This window comes from Bacillus alkalicellulosilyticus, assembly GCF_002019795.1.
Lineage (GTDB): Bacteria > Bacillota > Bacilli > Bacillales > Bacillaceae_F > Bacillus_AO > Bacillus_AO alkalicellulosilyticum.
In genome coordinates, this window is record NZ_KV917381.1 from 771,230 (window position 1) to 787,979 (window position 16,750).

The 16,750-nt window shown below is 35.2% G+C and carries 24 protein-coding genes; 17 read left to right on the forward strand and 7 right to left on the reverse strand.

Translation table 11 applies throughout. The features are described 5' to 3' along the window. Positions 1-46: 46 nt before the first annotated feature. Positions 47-517: a VOC family protein gene (locus BK585_RS03935; protein ID WP_078552011.1), complete on the forward strand. Its 471-nt coding sequence runs from the start codon at positions 47-49 to the stop codon at positions 515-517. Continuing rightward, positions 507-1,076 carry a YdeI/OmpD-associated family protein gene (locus BK585_RS03940; RefSeq protein WP_078552013.1) on the forward strand — a complete coding sequence of 190 codons (570 nt, stop codon included), beginning with the start codon at positions 507-509 and terminating at the stop codon, positions 1,074-1,076. The genes BK585_RS03935 and BK585_RS03940 overlap by 11 nt, the downstream gene beginning before the upstream one ends. A 436-nt stretch (positions 1,077-1,512) precedes the next feature. Here the strand turns inward: BK585_RS03940 and BK585_RS03945 are convergent, their stop codons facing one another. Next, entirely contained in the window at positions 1,513-1,896 is a 384-nt protein-coding gene (locus tag BK585_RS03945; RefSeq protein WP_078552014.1) for a RidA family protein, read from the reverse strand. A gap of 105 nt (positions 1,897-2,001) precedes the next feature. On the opposite strand from BK585_RS03945, the gene BK585_RS03950 reads away from it, so the two are divergent. The 8 genes from BK585_RS03950 (at position 2,002) to BK585_RS03985 (ending at position 6,924) form a co-directional block, all read left to right on the forward strand. Next, positions 2,002-2,361 (forward strand): winged helix-turn-helix transcriptional regulator, encoded by a 360-nt coding sequence (locus BK585_RS03950; protein WP_078552016.1) that lies wholly within the window; start codon positions 2,002-2,004, stop codon positions 2,359-2,361. A 205-nt stretch (positions 2,362-2,566) separates the two neighbouring features. After that, entirely contained in the window at positions 2,567-2,905 is a 339-nt protein-coding gene (locus BK585_RS03955) for an ASCH domain-containing protein (protein ID WP_078552017.1), read from the forward strand. Positions 2,906-3,144: 239 nt separating this feature from the next. Continuing rightward, positions 3,145-3,582, forward strand: coding sequence for an SMI1/KNR4 family protein (locus BK585_RS03960; RefSeq protein ID WP_078552018.1), 438 nt, complete (start codon positions 3,145-3,147; stop codon positions 3,580-3,582). A gap of 118 nt (positions 3,583-3,700) precedes the next feature. Continuing rightward, positions 3,701-4,042 carry a hypothetical protein gene (locus BK585_RS03965; RefSeq protein WP_078552019.1) on the forward strand — a complete coding sequence of 114 codons (342 nt, stop codon included), beginning with the start codon at positions 3,701-3,703 and terminating at the stop codon, positions 4,040-4,042. Between the two features lie 177 nt (positions 4,043-4,219). Then, positions 4,220-4,807, forward strand: a complete 588-nt coding sequence (locus BK585_RS03970) for a GNAT family N-acetyltransferase (protein WP_078552020.1) — start codon at positions 4,220-4,222, stop codon at positions 4,805-4,807. Positions 4,808-5,038: 231 nt separating this feature from the next. After that, positions 5,039-5,500, forward strand: coding sequence for a GNAT family N-acetyltransferase (locus BK585_RS03975; RefSeq protein WP_078552021.1), 462 nt, complete (start codon positions 5,039-5,041; stop codon positions 5,498-5,500). 86 nt (positions 5,501-5,586) lie between these two features. Next, positions 5,587-6,144 carry an AAA family ATPase gene (locus BK585_RS03980; RefSeq protein ID WP_078552022.1) on the forward strand — a complete coding sequence of 186 codons (558 nt, stop codon included), beginning with the start codon at positions 5,587-5,589 and terminating at the stop codon, positions 6,142-6,144. A 111-nt stretch (positions 6,145-6,255) separates the two neighbouring features. Then, complete coding sequence (locus BK585_RS03985) at positions 6,256-6,924, forward strand: aminoglycoside 6-adenylyltransferase (protein ID WP_078552023.1); 669 nt, start codon at positions 6,256-6,258, stop codon at positions 6,922-6,924. A gap of 18 nt (positions 6,925-6,942) precedes the next feature. Here the strand turns inward: BK585_RS03985 and BK585_RS03990 are convergent, their stop codons facing one another. The 4 genes from BK585_RS03990 to BK585_RS23885 all read right to left on the reverse strand — a co-directional run bounded on the left by BK585_RS03990 (position 6,943) and on the right by BK585_RS23885 (position 8,971). Beyond that, positions 6,943-7,449, reverse strand: a complete 507-nt coding sequence (locus BK585_RS03990; protein ID WP_078552024.1) for a hypothetical protein — start codon at positions 7,447-7,449, stop codon at positions 6,943-6,945. 126 nt (positions 7,450-7,575) lie between these two features. Beyond that, positions 7,576-8,058, reverse strand: coding sequence for a YjdJ family protein (locus tag BK585_RS03995; RefSeq protein ID WP_078552025.1), 483 nt, complete (start codon positions 8,056-8,058; stop codon positions 7,576-7,578). Between the two features lie 89 nt (positions 8,059-8,147). Then, on the reverse strand, positions 8,148-8,690 hold the full coding sequence (locus BK585_RS04000) for a hypothetical protein (protein ID WP_078552026.1): 543 nt from the start codon (positions 8,688-8,690) through the stop codon (positions 8,148-8,150). A gap of 122 nt (positions 8,691-8,812) precedes the next feature. Beyond that, positions 8,813-8,971, reverse strand: a complete 159-nt coding sequence (locus BK585_RS23885; RefSeq protein WP_170885465.1) for a hypothetical protein — start codon at positions 8,969-8,971, stop codon at positions 8,813-8,815. A 454-nt stretch (positions 8,972-9,425) separates the two neighbouring features. Between BK585_RS23885 and BK585_RS04005 the strand changes: the two genes are divergently transcribed. The 6 genes from BK585_RS04005 to BK585_RS04035 all read left to right on the forward strand — a co-directional run bounded on the left by BK585_RS04005 (position 9,426) and on the right by BK585_RS04035 (position 14,157). After that, the gene (locus BK585_RS04005; RefSeq protein ID WP_078552027.1) at positions 9,426-10,019 is read left to right on the forward strand and encodes a TetR/AcrR family transcriptional regulator; all 594 of its coding nucleotides are present in this window, start codon (positions 9,426-9,428) and stop codon (positions 10,017-10,019) included. After that, positions 10,019-11,209 (forward strand): hypothetical protein, encoded by a 1,191-nt coding sequence (locus BK585_RS04010; protein WP_078552028.1) that lies wholly within the window; start codon positions 10,019-10,021, stop codon positions 11,207-11,209. The genes BK585_RS04005 and BK585_RS04010 overlap by 1 nt, the downstream gene beginning before the upstream one ends. 279 nt (positions 11,210-11,488) lie before the next feature. Beyond that, positions 11,489-12,391: a protein kinase domain-containing protein gene (locus BK585_RS04015; protein ID WP_078552030.1), complete on the forward strand. Its 903-nt coding sequence runs from the start codon at positions 11,489-11,491 to the stop codon at positions 12,389-12,391. A 313-nt stretch (positions 12,392-12,704) separates the two neighbouring features. After that, a complete protein-coding gene (locus BK585_RS04025) occupies positions 12,705-13,220 on the forward strand; it encodes an AAA family ATPase (protein ID WP_078552034.1) in 516 nt (171 codons plus the stop codon). A 199-nt stretch (positions 13,221-13,419) separates the two neighbouring features. After that, complete coding sequence (locus tag BK585_RS04030; RefSeq protein WP_419095506.1) at positions 13,420-13,839, forward strand: SRPBCC family protein; 420 nt, start codon at positions 13,420-13,422, stop codon at positions 13,837-13,839. Further along, on the forward strand, positions 13,840-14,157 hold the full coding sequence (locus BK585_RS04035) for an ArsR/SmtB family transcription factor (RefSeq protein WP_078552036.1): 318 nt from the start codon (positions 13,840-13,842) through the stop codon (positions 14,155-14,157). A 110-nt stretch (positions 14,158-14,267) separates the two neighbouring features. On the opposite strand, the gene BK585_RS04040 is transcribed toward BK585_RS04035, so the two are convergent. Together BK585_RS04040 and BK585_RS04045 are read right to left on the reverse strand one after the other, a co-directional pair. After that, on the reverse strand, positions 14,268-14,798 hold the full coding sequence (locus BK585_RS04040) for a YcxB family protein (protein ID WP_078552038.1): 531 nt from the start codon (positions 14,796-14,798) through the stop codon (positions 14,268-14,270). 183 nt (positions 14,799-14,981) lie between these two features. Then, complete coding sequence (locus BK585_RS04045; protein ID WP_078552039.1) at positions 14,982-15,761, reverse strand: class I SAM-dependent methyltransferase; 780 nt, start codon at positions 15,759-15,761, stop codon at positions 14,982-14,984. Positions 15,762-15,886: 125 nt separating this feature from the next. Between BK585_RS04045 and BK585_RS04050 the strand changes: the two genes are divergently transcribed. Continuing rightward, on the forward strand, positions 15,887-16,750 hold the full coding sequence (locus tag BK585_RS04050) for a LysR family transcriptional regulator (RefSeq protein ID WP_245805898.1): 864 nt from the start codon (positions 15,887-15,889) through the stop codon (positions 16,748-16,750).

Here is a 16,750-nt window from a genome sequence, read left to right on the forward strand (position 1 = left end):
TTTTATCCATTATACTACATGTATTCCAAGAAGGAGGTTATGCTTAATGTCTACTATTGCGTATTTGAATTTTAATGGGGTTGCCGAACAAGCGATTGATTTTTATTCGGAGGCTCTACAGGCAACTGATGTTAAAAAGGTTAAGTATATGGACTTTACGCAAGATCCTAGTTACCCACTGCCCGAAAATGAGTTGAATATGATTATGGAGTCTTCGGTCGAATTCGAGGATGGGAAAATCATGATGTCGGATTTGTTGCCTTCCATGAAGAACGTAACAGGTGAGTTGGTGAAAGGAAACAACGTATGGATTAGTATAATCAATACGGATAAACAAAAATTGGAGAGATACTTTAATAATCTTTCGGTAGACGGCCATGTAATCATGCCGTTATCCAACACTCCGTGGTCATCCTGCTTTGGAATGCTGGTGGATAGGTTTGGTGTTTGTTGGAAGTTCAATGGTGATGCCGATGTGTTTCTTAATCAAGTGATTTCCAACAAACATGGAAATTGAAAACTTGCTGCCGGTAAAGTCGAGAAAAGCTCTTCGGATTTGGCTGCAGGAAAAAGCTAAAACTGAAAAGTCATGCTGGGTCTTGGTTTCTATGAGGCCAAGTCCCGAGAGAGTGTTATATTTGGACGCAGTCGAGGAAGCGCTGTGCTTTGGATGGATCGATGGCGTCAAAAAGAAAATCTCTGAAATAGAGTTGGCACAGAGGCTTTCTCCTAGGAGCAACAAGAGCTCATGGACAGAATTGAACAAAGAACGTGTCCGCCGCCTTGAAAAGTTAGGGTTGATGACCGATGAAGGAAGAAGGATTTTGCCTGATTTGGATCCTCGATCATTTAGAATTGATGAAGTGATTGAGCAGCGGATTAAAGAGGATCAGCAAGTACATGATCATTTCAGGGCATTTCCTAATCTTTATAGAAGGGTTCGAATCGACACGATACAAAGCGCAAAGAATCACCCGGAATTGTTTACGAGTAGATTAGACAAGTTCATAACGAACACGAGAGAAAATAAAATGTACGGTCAATGGAATGATTTTGGACGTCTGCTTGATTATTAATCTGGGTGTAAAAAGCTGAGTGATTTGAAAAAATTATGTGATGACACTAAAGTCATTTTCAAAAAAATAAGATAAAAAAAAAGCAAATGGCGTCCATAGGGCCGCCATTTGTTTTCGTCGGTAGTCCCATTTAGGGGAATCGTGCCGCAAGTAAATTAGGTCATTTGCGAAAAAACGAACAGCTAACGAGTAGCCGATTGTTCAATAAGAGTAATAGCTTTTTTGGCTAACGAAGTAGTTTAAAAGAGGTTTTAATGGAAAAAACTATTATCTGCTTCTCTCTGTCCAATAGGTATATACAAGTAACTGACGGGTCGGTTCGTATGCTGGTGTATAAGGTAATACATTAGGGACAATACAAGCGCCCCTAGTAGTGAGAGCTAATTTCTAGAGTCTGGAAAATCTCTTTGGAAATACAATAATCGAGAAAGTGTACTTAATCAGTGTGTGCGATAGCCGAGATTTCAATTAGTTGTTCTGGGAAGGCCAAATAGGTTACGCCGATGAGGCTCCCGGCCGGACGATGTTTTTCTAAGTACTCCTTAAATAGTCTGATAACTGCCTCGGTATGCGCTTGTGGATTAGTTAGATAGATTTCAACATAGGCGAGATGTGCCTTCGATACACCAAATCCCTCTAATACTTGTTCTATGTTTTTAAGCGTTTGTCGTGCCTGAGTTTCAATATCTCCTTCACCGATGAAATTACCTTTTTCATCGTGGGAAAATTGCCCCGAAATATAGATCGTACCATTGACGCTGTAACCTTGAGAAATACCGTGATCCCAAAGAGCGTGATTGAAGGTTTTAACATGATTCATAATTATCTCTCCTTTATTTCAAAGTAAGGCAAGTATAAAATGAACTTAAATAGAAAAACAGTACGCACTTTTTTGATAGGTACTACCAGAAAGGATAGTGTCAATATGAGCATGAGTGATTTTAAAGAAAAGGGTAATATCTATGAAACACCTTTTGGCTATGCATTGTCAGTCATTGGTGGTAAGTGGAAAATGCTTATTCTGTACCTTCTAGCAGAAAATCAAGTTGTACGGTTTAATGATATGAAGAGAAGAATTGGATCAATTACCTATAAAACGTTAAGTTCACAACTTAAAGAATTAGAAGCAGCAGGGATGGTCACAAGGAAAGAGTATCCTCAAATACCTCCTAAAGTGGAGTATAGCCTCACAAAAAAAGCAGAAACACTTATACCGATTCTGGAACAGCTATGTGAGTGGGGAGAGCAAAATCAACATCATAAACTGTCACAAAATAATGAATGAATATGGGTTTAATCGGAGCCGACTCTATGGATTTTGGTCAGTTAGAGTTGGAACAGTTATTGAAAAATATTAGTATCTGCCTTATTTATTGAACGGGTGCCATAGTTGATTAAAGGTTATCGTCTTTATCTTGATGAAGTATTGCAGGTAAACATAGTAAGAGAATACAATTAATGTGTAAACATATATAAGAGGTGAAATCTGCGTGATACATCAAATGGGGTTATATGGAGAATATTTCAAAGCTATCAAAGAGGGTAATAAAAAGATTGAAGTACGCTTAAATGATGAAAAAAGAAGAAAGGTAAACGTTGGAGATACGATTGAATTCATTAAGGTACCTGAACAAGATGAAACATTACAAGTAAAAGTAACAGACCTAAAAATATACGATACGTTTCAAGCGATGTATGAGGACATTCCTTTTCAGGATTTTGGATGTGAAGGTTGGACAATGCAAGAAATGATTGATGGAACATATGAGATATATACACCTGAACAAGAAAAGGAATGGGGAACCTTAGCAATTACAATAAAAATATAAGCTAATCTTACTTCACTAATGGATGCGTTTCTGCAATATACAGGGACGTTTTTTTATTTTTAACCCACAAAAAAAAGGAAATTAGTGGTAAAATTAAAAAGAGCAAATAAGATATTTTAAGTAATGTGGAGCTAACAGTGCCCGGCGATAAGTTACAGAGTTTTAGTTATAGTAGTCGCGCTAACGAAGCAGATGTAAGTGAATTTAAAGCAATTCATCAAAAAATAGGGGGGAATCAAATGTGGAAAGAAATTGTTAATTCCATTTCGAATGAACATTACTTTAAAGATCCTGCAACAAAGCTTGAGATTGCCCAAGTTCAAAAAGAATTAAATGTTGAATTACCAGAGGAACTAGCTGCCTTATTTTATGAAACAAATGGTGTATACGACAACTGGGGTTGTCCTTTGATTTGGTCGACTTCCCAAATTATTAAGGACAATCTATTTTATAGAAATTATGAAGATTATAAAGATCTTTATATGCCATTTGATAATCTTTTCTTTTTTTCAGACGCTGGTAATGGCGATTTATTTTGTTATGCCATTTTAAAAAACGGGACCATTGAAAAAACTGATATTTATGTTTGGAATCACGAGGATGATAGCCGAACCTGGGTTGCTGCTTCATTAAAACATTTTATCCAAGGTTGGATTACCGGTGAGATTAGTGTTTAGGTGGTTTGAAAAATAGAGTATGTGAAGAATTAAACTTTACTATCAGATGCATTAGCATGAAAAGCTGTTGCTTCCGTTTTAGTGCTAGAAAGTAAATCATAGGAAGAAGGGTTTAGATTTGATTAAAAAAAGAATAATACTATTTTTTATTTGTTCATCTGCGATTTTATTTTTCATTTTTATCACTCAATCATACAGTAAAACATCCAGTGTACATGAAGACTTCCCTGTACCTAAGTCGGCAAAATTGGTGGATATTAAAGATAATAACATTGAAGAGTACGATTGGGCAGGCGTAAAAGAAACAAATGGACTTCCTATATTATATCAATTACATATAAAGTTAGCAGGATGGAAGGAGTCTGAGATACTTGGTTCAGCAACAAGGTATGAGAAAAATGGGGAAATAGTTACGGTGGTTTTACAAACGGATTACTTATCAGTGGGTAAAGGAAACTAGGCTACATAAATCTTCAACGAACTGATGCGTTTCTGTATTTACAACAGAAACGTTTTTCGTCTAACAAGCAGATTTAAATAAGAAGTTGTTTTTCATAAATGGAAACTGATATTAGACTAATAGAAAATATGAATTTAGTAGGTCAAGAGATTGCTCAAATATAAGGAGATGTTCTAATTGAACGTTACACATACTGAATTGGTTGGTGATTTTGTAAAGTTAGTACCAATGGAGAAAATTCATATTCAGGAGTTATACGAAATTGGTAACGATAAAGCTATTTGGGCACACTCACCCTTTACCACTATTGAAACGATTGATGATATGAAATCGATTGTAGAGGAAGCATTGTATCAAAAACAACTTGGAACAGAATTTCCATTTGTTATTATATCTAGAGAAAATAACAAAGCAATAGGAAGTACAAGGTTTATGGATATATCGAAAGATAACAAAAGCTTAGAGATAGGTTGGACATGGTTAAATCCGACTGTCTGGGGGACGAAAGTTAATGTAGAATGTAAGTATTTATTATTAAAGTATTGTTTTGAGAACCTCAAAACTATTCGAGTTCAACTTAAAACAGATGAAGAAAATATTAGATCTCAAAAAGCAATAGAACGAATTGGTGGGGTAAGAGAGGGGACTTTAAGGAATCACATGATTCGCAAAGATGGAACATACCGAAATTCGGTGTTCTATAGTTTTATTGATACCGATTGGAAATATGTGAAAAATAAACTGCAATTACTTCTTTGTACGTAAATTATAAAGAAGGGAATGAGAAAGAGAGGAATTCTTTTGATAGTTATCAGTTTAATTGTATTGGGAATTAGTCTATTGATTTTAGGAATTATAACACCTATTGCTGCGGGAACAAGTATTTTGATTTCTGTAATTTTATTTATAATTGCAATCGTGCTTTCATTAAAAGAGAGAAGTACATTGAATAACTGAGTATAAAGCTAACGTTTGCGATATAAAGGGGGAATATTAATGGGGACAGATATAAAATTTAGGATGGCTACTGAAAAAGACTTAAGTGCTATTGTTGCAATGCTAGCTGATGATGTCTTGGGAAGTAAGCGTGAGCGGTATGAACATCCGCTTCCTAATAGTTACATCAAAGCATTTGAGGCTATTAAAAATGACCCTAATAACGAGTTAATAGTGGCTTATGACCAACATGAAGTGGTTGGGGTACAACAAATTACTTTTACTCCATATATAACACATCAAGGTGGGTGGAGAGCAACTATTGAAGGAGTTAGAACATCCGCTTCTGTAAGAGGTAAGGGTGTAGGAACTAAGCTTATAAGATGGGCAATACAACGTGCAGAAGAACGTGGTTGTCATTTAGTACAACTAACAACTGATAAAAAAAGACCAGATGCTTTAAGATTTTATGAAAGTATAGGGTTCCAAGCAACACATGAAGGTTTAAAACTGAAGTTGTAGTATATCTTAATAAACTAGTGGAAGCATGATGAGCAAAACAGGGCTGTCGCTTCAGGATTAATAGATATGATAGGTGGAGGATATTTATGAAATTTGTTCTTATATTTGGCCCACAAGCCGTTGGTAAAATGACAGTAGGACAAGAATTAGAAAAGATAACGAGATTGAAATTGTTTCACAATCATATGACCATCGAATTACTTGAACCATATTTTAGTTTTAGTCCAGAAATGTGGAGATTATCAAATCTATTTAGGGAGGAAATATTTAAGGCAGTCGCTAAAAGTGAACAGGAAGGCTTGATATTTACTTATGTATGGGCATTTGACCAACAAGATGATTGGGACTATGTAGACAAGGTATGTGATATTTTTGAATCGAACGGTGCAAGTATTTATTTTGTTGAATTAGAAGCCGACCTTCACGAGAGACTTGAAAGAAATAAAAGTCCACACCGACTTGAACACAAGCCTACAAAAAGAAACATTGATTGGTCAGAAAATGAACTAAAGGAGACAATGAAAAAATATAGATTGAACTCCATCGAGGGAGAAATAAAAAAAGAAAATTATATAAGAATTAACAATACTAAGTTGAGTGCTGTGGAAGTAGCTAAGATAATTTCAGAAAAGTTTAATTTATAAGGTCATTTTCAATTATCAGAGAAACTTGCTGATAATTCCTTATTGATGTATAGATGCAGATTAACGTAAGAAAAAATTTAAAAACGTTGTGTTATTTAAGGGTGATAAAAAGTGAGAAAACAAGAAGAAATGTTCGCTCAGTTACTTGAGTGGGGAGAAAAAAACGGAGAAATCCGAACTATCATTGTAACAAGTTCTCGTGCAAATCCAAATGCTATTAAAGATGTGTTTAGTGATTATGACATTGAATTATTTGTAAAGGATTTAGAGTTCTTTTTGACCAGTGATAAATGGATGGAACATTTCGGTGAAGTAATTACTTTTGCCCCTTTGATAGCAACTGAAAATGATGGATGGCTTACACGCCTTGTACTTTATGAGGATGGTATTAAGATAGATTTTCAAATATCGACAAATGAGTCAGTAAGGAAACTTACGAATAAACCTCAAATCCCTCAAGAATATGAGAATGGTTATCTAGTTCTCCTTGATAAAGATAATCTCACAGAAGATATAAAACCTCCTTCTTATTCTGCGTTTGTAACTAAAAAACCTACTGAGGACGAATATCGTGCAATAATGAACGAGTTTTGGTGGGATACAACATATGTTGCAAAAAGTTTGTGGCGGGATGAAATATATGTTGCTAAATATATGCTAGATAATATCATTCGATTTAATTATTTACAAAAGGTAATTGAATGGTATATAGGTGTTCATAATGGTTGGAAAGTAAATCCTAATAAATGTGGTAGATGGTTTAAAAGATACCTCCGTTAATGCAATAAGGAAAAGTGTTTATTTTACTCTTTTAATTGATACTGATTTGTTTGAGAAGTGTAATAACACATTTCCACCTGATGAAAATAAGACTTCAAATGATATTTTTGATTGGTCAATCGGTAGAAATTCTTGATATAACCAATCGTCTATCTCTCTGTGAAAAACGCTTTTATCATTATCATAATTAAAGTGATGGTAATTATAAAAAGAGACATTATTAAAACGCAACACCCATAACTTCTCATTTTCCTTATTTTCAACATCACTTGAAATCGTGAAATGAACGCTTAAATGAAGAAGACTTTCATGTTCTATTTCCATCTTTACTAAACGATAGTCGTGAAACCCCCAGGAGTTAAAATGTTCAAAAACATCGTGGGGTAATCTGTTAGATAGAGTTTTGAATATTTCTTGATAATCAGTAACATTTTGTAACCATTGTCTATCATTGCGGTTAAATTCTTCTTCACTGATATTATCCATATTTTGAGCTAAATGTAAGTCATATAAAAAGTATTTCAAGTAGTACCTCTCCTATCTTCATATTCAACTCTTCTGCTCTTTCAATAAGAGAAAGACGATATCCTTTATTCAGCTATCGCCTCCGTTAGTGGAATACCTGATATACCGTTAGACCTCTTCCATAGCCTAACCTAGTACTTCTTTTACATTACGCTTAGTTACCATAAAATAAATAATAACAGCTCCTGTGATACATAAAATACCACTTGTTAAACCGAAATAGAAGAAGACTTGACCACCTATTGTTGGAGAATTAACAACTAAATAGCTAAGTATAAACAAGGCTCCAGCTAATAAAGATAGAAAATAAACAAATCGTTTTTTTTGGTTTTTAAATAGCTGGTAGCCAATAAGGATTAGCAAATACAATCCACTGATTAGCATAATGAGTGGAAAAGTTGGTTGAAACTTCGCAGCGTATACAAAATGGTCAAGTTGCGATATTTGATTAGTATTTTGTACATTTCCATATAATACTTGAGAAAATGGTGTTGAATATTTCCATTCCCACGGATTATCTAAAATACCACTACCTTCATACCAACTTGCAAATGTAGAAAACAAAAGAAAAGTAATGGCAATCCCCAATTGTATAAAAAACCAAACCAATTATTTCACCCTTTCACTATTCTTTTTATCAATGCTTCCGTTACTTGAATAAGACCTTTCAATTCTTTTAACATTTGTCTCATCATTCTCTAAACTACTTCTACTACAATGCTTTCATAAAATTCACCATCAATATAAACAAGTATCTTCCACAATCCTGCTGATGGAAACTCCAAATGAGATGGCATATTGACGCTATCAGCACTTGCTTCAGCACCTTCATAAAACGACCCTGAATGCAAATCAACAAGTTCTTCTGTACCTTCTTTTACCGCTTTTACTTCAACTGGCTTATCATAAATGTCCTCTTGTCCAAAATAAAACCAAAAATATTTTTGGTTTTCATCTGACACAATTGGATTTGGACCTGTAAAACCTAACGTTTCTACATTTCCAGTAATCGAATAAGGAACTTCTTTACCATTTTCATCTACAATGGAATGTTCAAATATTGACGACAACTCCCAACTATTATTTGGAATTTGATAAACAACTTCATTTGTATTTACTTGAACCTCTTCTTGACCTGCTTCTACTGGATCACCTTCATTTTCATTAGTTGTATCAGAAGTACAAGCAATCATTGTACCTACCAGTAATGAAGTAGCTAAGAACAAAATAAGTTTTTTCATAGAAACACTTCCTCTTATAAATTAGAGATTGTTACTAAAAGTTAAAAAACCATCTTAGATTAACCTGCTTGTTAATTAAAAAGCGTTCCTATTGCAGAAACGCTTCCGTTAACTGAATACCCTTATTTATCAACCTTATCATCAAGTCTTGCTTTTATTTCTTCTAGTAGCTCAGTCTGCTTGTTTTGGCTTGTTAAAATTTTGTCTGTGAGTTTTTCCAAGGTCTTAGTAATCGACCATAAAGATAAAATTATCACGAGAATTATTCCTATTGCATCCAATTAAAATCACCTCTTTTTTTCTCGAATATTTCTTACCACATGTTCCACTAAACTGCTTCGTTTCGTTTATGTACATTATTCACAAACACCATAATTCTTCTATTTATATTTTAACATAAATATCCAAATGCCTAACTACAAATTCACGTACTAAATCGCACATAAATCAGATGAGTGGAAATAAATATTTTTCATCCATGTGAATGGGGTAGTCACTTGGTATGTAATTTTAAGGTTATTTGAGAATAAAGCTTAATATAAAAATAAAGAAACGTATGTGATTTCTTGTGTGAAATCGCATGCGTTTTCGTTTGTGAATAGTTTGTTTACACCTTTAAAAATCCCGTTAGTTAATGGCTAGTGTTTCAGTAGTATTCCACATTGACAAAATAGAGTAAATACTCTAATCTTGAATTTAGAGTATTTACTCTATTTGGGTTTGGAGGAAGATTTGATGAAAAATACGAAGGATAGAATTTTAGATGTAGCCATTGAGTTGTTTAATCATGAAGGCACTAGTTCAGTTTCAACAAATCATATAGCTAAAGAGCTCGGGATTAGCACTGGGAACTTATATTACCATTATCAAAATAAAGAAGAAATCATAAGAGCGATTTTTGAAAAGATGATTCGAGAGTGGGATGTGGTTTGGCAAGCGCCAGCTTTACCTTGGGAACCAACCATAGAAGACTTAAAGAAAATCATAAGAACCACCTTTCAACTAGAGTGGAAATACCGCTTTTTTTATCGTGAACTTATTGTCTTAATGAAAGTGGACCCATTGTTAAAAGAAAGACATCAATCTGTTCAAAAACAACGTATGACTGAACAACAAGTCTTTTTTCAATATTTTATCAAAGCAGGTGTTCTTCGTATTCCCGAAGACCAACAGTTAGTAGGTGCTCTACTAAAGATTAGTTGGATGATTAGTAACTATTGGCTTGCCTTTCTTGAAACGAGTGGGGAAGTGGTATCAGAGGAAAACATCGAACAAGGAATCGAGCTTATGATGATGGTTATTAAACCTTATATAGTGGAGGAACGATAATGGAAACCAAACGAGAACAAGAAAAAATAAGCAGAAGGAGCTTTTTAAAGAAAGCTGGAGCTACTTTTCTAGTCCTATCTTGGGGAGGATTAACGTGGAGAGCGATTGACCAAGGAGTCTTTAGTACGGGAAAAGGCCCAGCCTATGAACCTTGGAATATTCATAATGATACCTTGAAATCAACACCACTAGCTTTAGTAAAGGACGCAATTCTTGCATCAAACCCTCACAACACCCAACCTTGGCTATTTAAAGTAACTGATTCTTACATAGAAATTTATGCTGATGAGAGCCGAAACCTTGGTTCAATCGACCCTTTTAGAAGAGAAATGTTCATAGGTCTAGGCTGTGCTATAGAAAATCTAATGTTATCTGCAACTACACATGGATATCAAGCTCAATTACATTATAAACCTACTATTCTAGAACCTTACTGCATTGCTCGCATAAATCTTAAGCAAGGTGAAAGATACGAGTCCCCACTGTATAACTTCATTCCCCTTAGACATACACACCGAGGTAAGTATGATACATCACGCTCCATTCCCAAAACTGTCTTTACAGAAATCGAGAGTTTAATCATTGACGAGAAAAAAGTACGTATTTCTTGGTTCTCTTCAACTGAAGATATACAAAAAATTGGAGACTGTATCGTACGTGCGACAGAAGCAATTATTGCTGATGAGGAAATGAGTATTGATAGCAATAAATGGTTCAAGGACAATTGGAAAGAAATACAGGAGCAACGTGATGGTATCACCTTAGATGCTCAAGGCGGCTCGTTTTTCATCCGTGCAGTAGGAAAAATACTTCCCCCATTGTCACGAGAAAAGAATGACCAGTTTTGGTTATCTGCAACAAAGGATGTTCAAACAGCAACAGCATCAGCTTACGGATTACTTTCGATAAAAGACTCAAGTGATAATATACAACGTGCTAGAGCGGGAAGGGCATGGCAAAGAATTCACCTATACGGAACCAGTCTTGGGTTAGGAATGCAACCTCTTAGTCAAATAAATGAGATTGCTGACCGTGAGATAGAGATAAAGGCACCTGAACAATTTGGAAAAGAGTTGAAAAATCTTACAGGAGATGCTTCATGGAATGGAATTCAATTGTTTAGAATGGGTTACCCGGTAAAAGAAACACACCTAAGTCCTAGACGACCATTAAATGATGTGGTTTTATGATGAATCAACTTTGGAGATTTTAAGCCTGATAAGGAAATTGGAAATTGTCACTATACAAAAAAGTATCATAGAGATGAAGGGGCGTTAGTCTAAAGAGATTAGCGCTTTTTTATATATTGCCTACAATAAAATGGTATAATTTTCTATAAGCAGTAGGATAGGAGGCGTTGTTCTATGAATTTGAAAACAACTACAAATGGGGGAAAAGCTAAAAAAGGGAAAGCGTATCAACCCCAATAAACTACGTGATCCCTACTTACAACTCAGGAGGATTAATAGATGGGAAACTTTCAACACACAAATGTGGTTTCAATAACCAAGGATAGAGTGATTTTTCAATTACAGCAAATGCAGAATTTCGATTGGTTACAAGAACTTGGAGAAGTGTTTTGTGTATTCGACCAACAAGATTCAGGAAACGTAAGCTTCGGTGTTCAACGTGATAAGCAAAAGTACTTTGTTAAATATGCAGGAGCCAAACCAGTTCATTTTACAGGTAACCCGAGCGAGGCTATACAAAGTTTGATAAACGCTGTGCCAGTATACCAAGCCTTAGAACACCCGCATGTCATTAAACTAGTAAACCACTTTCCAACAGAAAAGGGGTATGCTCTCGTTTTTGAATGGTTTGAAGGGGAATGCTTGCATTCGCATTGGACCTTTGGCGGGAAAGCGAAATATACAAATCCAAAATCTCCTTTTTATCGCTTTAAACAATTAGATGTGGAAAAACGTTTACACGTCTTAGATGCAATTCTTTCGTTTCATGCATATGTTGAATCGCAAAATTATGTCGCCGTAGACTTATACGATGGAAGTATCCTATACGATTTTCACAATGACAAACTCAAATTATGTGATATTGATTTTTATCGTATGGCACCTGCAATCAATGATATAGGCAAGGATTTTTGGGGTTCGACTCGCCTGAAATCACCAGAAGAATATGAATTAGGTGCACCAATAGATTCCAAGACAAATGTTTTTACGCTTGGAGCAATGGCCTTCGTATTACTGGGTGGTGAATTGGACCGTTCCCTTTCAAAATGGGATGCTGGTCATGAACTGTATGAAGTCGCCTTAAAAGCGGTTGAAGAAAATCGGGAAAATAGGTATGGAACAGTTAAAGAGTTTTATAACGCTTGGAATGAAGCTAGCAACTCTATGAATCCAACTAAATAAATGAAAAGGAAGTGAGAGATTGGAGTTGTTTATATCCATTCTATCAGGATTACTGATACTTATCTCGGCCCTACTTATATTAAAAGTTAAGAATGATGCTAAGAAACTTAAAATAGGAACGACTCTTTCAAACGAATGGATAAAAGCATCTAGCACGAAGTTAAAGATATCTATCACTTTAGCGGGAATAGGATGTACTCTCGGTATTATCACTATCTTCATTTGACAGTGAGCAAAAAACAACAACAAGGCGTTTCTGCAATAGCAGGAACGCTTTTTAGTAAGAAGACTAATCAGGAGGTTGGTGTACAGTATGAAACAAGCTATTCCAAACCGGATTCATATCATTGGTTCAGTTGGCAGTGGCAAAACAACCTTAGCGAAAACATTATCAAAGAGATATAACATTCCATACTATGAACTAGATAATGTGGTATGGGAAAGGCATAAGTCGGGGGATATCAGAAGATCGGAGGAAGACCGAGATACATATCTAAAACAAATTGTCGAGACGGAAAGTTGGATAATAGAGGGTGCCCACAATCACGAGTGGGTACGACCTAGTTTTGAGCGGGCAGATTTAATTATATTTTTGGATACGCCAAATGCTGTGAGGATAGGAAGGATTATCAAAAGATATATTCGACAAGTGCTAAGAGTAGAAGAAGCTAACTATACCCCAACATTTAAGATATTTCTCAACATGTTTAAGTGGAACAAAACCTTTGAAAAAGAAAGCAAACCAAAGATACTAGAAATGGTTCAAAAAGAAAAGATGAAAACAATGATTATAAAAGACAACAAAAATATTAATTATTACTTTGAATAAACACTACCAAAAAGGAATAAAAGAAAAAATATAGGTTATTATAACGAGGGGAATTTTGGCCTTATTATAGGATCATTTACTAAAATATTTTATTGTGATGTTAGGATTGTGGTTGACATAAAACCAAAAGGTGTTGTATTCTCGAGAAAGCGAAACCAAATGGTTTTATTTTATATTACATAAAAGGAGAATATCTAAAATGGAAACATTACACGACATTAAACAAACAGTTATATTCGAAGCACCGATACAAAAAGTTTGGGACAAGGTATCAACGTCTGAAGGAATTGAATCTTGGTTTATGCCTAATAATTTTGAACCTAAAGTAGGCCATGAGTTTCACGTGCAATCACCGTTTGGTCCATCGCCATGCAAAGTGTTAGAAGTAGATAAACCGAATAAAATTTCATTTTCTTGGGATACTGATGGCTGGGTTGTTTCTTTTCTATTAAAGGATTTAGGTGAAAAAACAGAGTTTACATTGATTCACGGTGGCTGGAAATCTGCAGATACAGTTCTACCAAAAGCAAATGCGAAAAGCTCGGATATTCGTGAGCGAATGGATCATGGTTGGGTTGAGATTGTTAATAGTGGACTTCGAAAGGTTGTTGAGGGATAAGTGGAAGCAGCAAAGCATGATGTGTTTCAAGCGATTGCTGACCCAACGAGAAGAGAAGTTCTTCGACTGCTTTCTAACAATGAATTAGCTATCTCAGAAATCACCTCACATTTTCCTATTAGTCGTACAGCCATTGCCAAGCACCTTCATATCCTTTCAGAAGCAGGGCTCGTAACTGGAAAAAAGGTAGGCAGAGAAAAAATTTATCAACTGCATCCAGAACCGCTAACTGAAGTAAAACAGTGGCTTGCGTATTACGAACAATTTTGGAATAACAAGTTGTCTATGCTAAAACATATCGTTGAAAATGAAGAGTAAGTGAAGAAGTTGCAGTGTGTTGTGTATATAATAGAAATTGAAATAGGTAAAGGGCCGGGACAAAAGGTTGTTCTTTTGTCTCGGCCTCGTTATGTCTGACAGGCACTAACTCACTTAATTTTAATTTTACTTGTCTCTATATTTTTAGAAATCAGTTCCTTAAATAAAGAAATATCATCATGTGATTCAAAAAATCTTTTTGGCAAGACTATCGCCTTTTGTTTTGATATATATAAAAGAAACATCTCTTCGTATTCTGCTGCAAAGTGGAGGTCAGTCCAATCATAATGGTTATTTGACCTTTTTAGTTGTTGAATAATACCTTCGCGATGAATCACGTAACTTATTTCATTTTTAATACGTTGATCGCTTTCATACTCTTTAATGACTCGTTTTTTGAGAATTTTTTTAACACCATAAATGAGTATTAGTGAAAAAATTAGTGCCAGTACAGCTTTTGGAATAGTAAATAATAAATTGTCAGGCATAAGAAACTCTAAAAGAAGCGCCATCAACCAAAAAACGAAAAAACTGAAGAAAAAATAAGAATAAGTAAATTTTTTTAAGTGATGTGTATTATACTTTATAAAATCTTCTAAACTAACTGTTCCTCTTATTGAAAGCTCCTGTCCATTAGTCAAAAAATCTCTCCCTTTTATATAGATTAGGCACGTCACCACTGCAGTTTCTCTTTTAATTGATGAGTTCGAGTGACGGACGATATATAAAGTGTACTATCGAGAAACAACTCAATTCAATAAAAACGCCTACCGAATTAGAACAATACGGTAGGCGTATATTTTTTCTGTTTGTGTTTAGGACAATTAAGACTGTTTCAACCCAATCACACGAATTCTTTTATAATCAGCAAACCAATTCCCATCTTGATAAAGGGTGTCCTTTACGTTTTTTTCAACTTTCAAAATGATATCCTTTTTACGTTCTTCGGGAATTCCTTCGAATAGTTGACTGCCAAACATCTCAATCCAGTTTCTCAACCCATTCTCACCTTCTAATCGAGTGGGTCTTTCAAAGTGTTGAGCAAATGCGACTTTAAATCCTATCATTTCCATTAAATTTGTATACTCAGCGATACTTGGAAAATACCAAGGGAATTGTTCCTTTGTAAAATCAAAACCTGCCTCTTCTATTTGATTTCTAATTTCATTTGATAATGTTTCAATGTTGCCTTTGCCTCCAAATTCCGCAACAAACCTTCCACCTGGTTTCAAACTTTGATAGATCCCTTGTAATGCTTTTAAAGGTGGCTTTACCCAATGAAGGGTAGCATTCGAGAAGACCGCATCAAATTCACTTTGAAATTCTAGTTTGGTTGCATCCTGAACAATAAATCGGATATGAGGATATTTATCGATTGCTTGATTCACCATTCTTGCCGAGTGGTCAACACCTACAACATCGACACCACGCTCAAATAATGCATTCGCTAAATCTCCGGTTCCACAGCCCAAATCAAGTATTCTTTCTCCTTTTTTGGGGTTTAATAATTCAACGACAGAATTCCCGTGTTTTGATACAAACGAATGCTTGCCGTCATATAACTGAGCGTCCCACTTATCTTTAGTACTTTGATTTAGATTCATTTCTTCGCTCTCCCTACTGTATATATTTGTTAATTAAAGTATAATGGAGAAAAGTGATAAGTGATATTAACGAAAAAAACGATTTTTAATAACGGACCGTTATTATGGAGGTGAAGGATTTGGAGATGAAATGGGTTAAAACGTTCGTAGTTACAGCTAAGTTTGAGAATTTCCGTAAAGCATCAGAAGAACTTTTTCTAACCCAACCAGCTGTCACAAAACATATTAGAAGGTTAGAAGAAGCGCTTGCGATTGAACTGTTTGAAAGAATTGGGAACAAGGTGGTGCTTACGCCTGCAGGCCACACTTATCTTGCTTATGCGAAAAAACTTTTACGACAGTACGAGCAGGGAATGGAACAGTTTGAAGCTTGGAAGCAAGGGTATAATCGCAAGCTGACGATAGCTACGGCACCACAAATTGCATCTTCATTTCTCCCTTCATTAGTACGACAATTCATTATTGAAAATCCATCTATAGAAGTCATGATTAATGTCATACAATCTTATGACATCGGAGAAGAGGTCAGCACAGGTCAAGCAGACATAGGATTAACAAGGATTCTTCCACCACAAACCAATGTAAACATTGAACGGGTACACGAGGACCCCGTAATACTAGTCGGTCCACCAGAATGTAGAGATACTGAACATGATGAACACTTATTAATCAACAAGTATCGATTGATCACGCACAACCATCCAGATTATTGGGACGAGCTTTTACAAGATATTAAAAGGCACTATCCAACGATCCGAACGATGAAAGTCAATCAAATTGAAGTGACAAAACGGTTCATAGAAGAAGGACTTGGAATCTCTTATTTACCGTATACAGTGGTTAAAAATGAACTCGCAATGAATAAGCTAACGGAAATTAAGCCAGATAAAATTACTCCACCAACATCTTCAACGTATAGAGTAACAAAAGTAGAAACAGAGGAAGTTTCGAGATTCGTTGCTTTTTTGAGAGTAGCGTTATGTAACTAA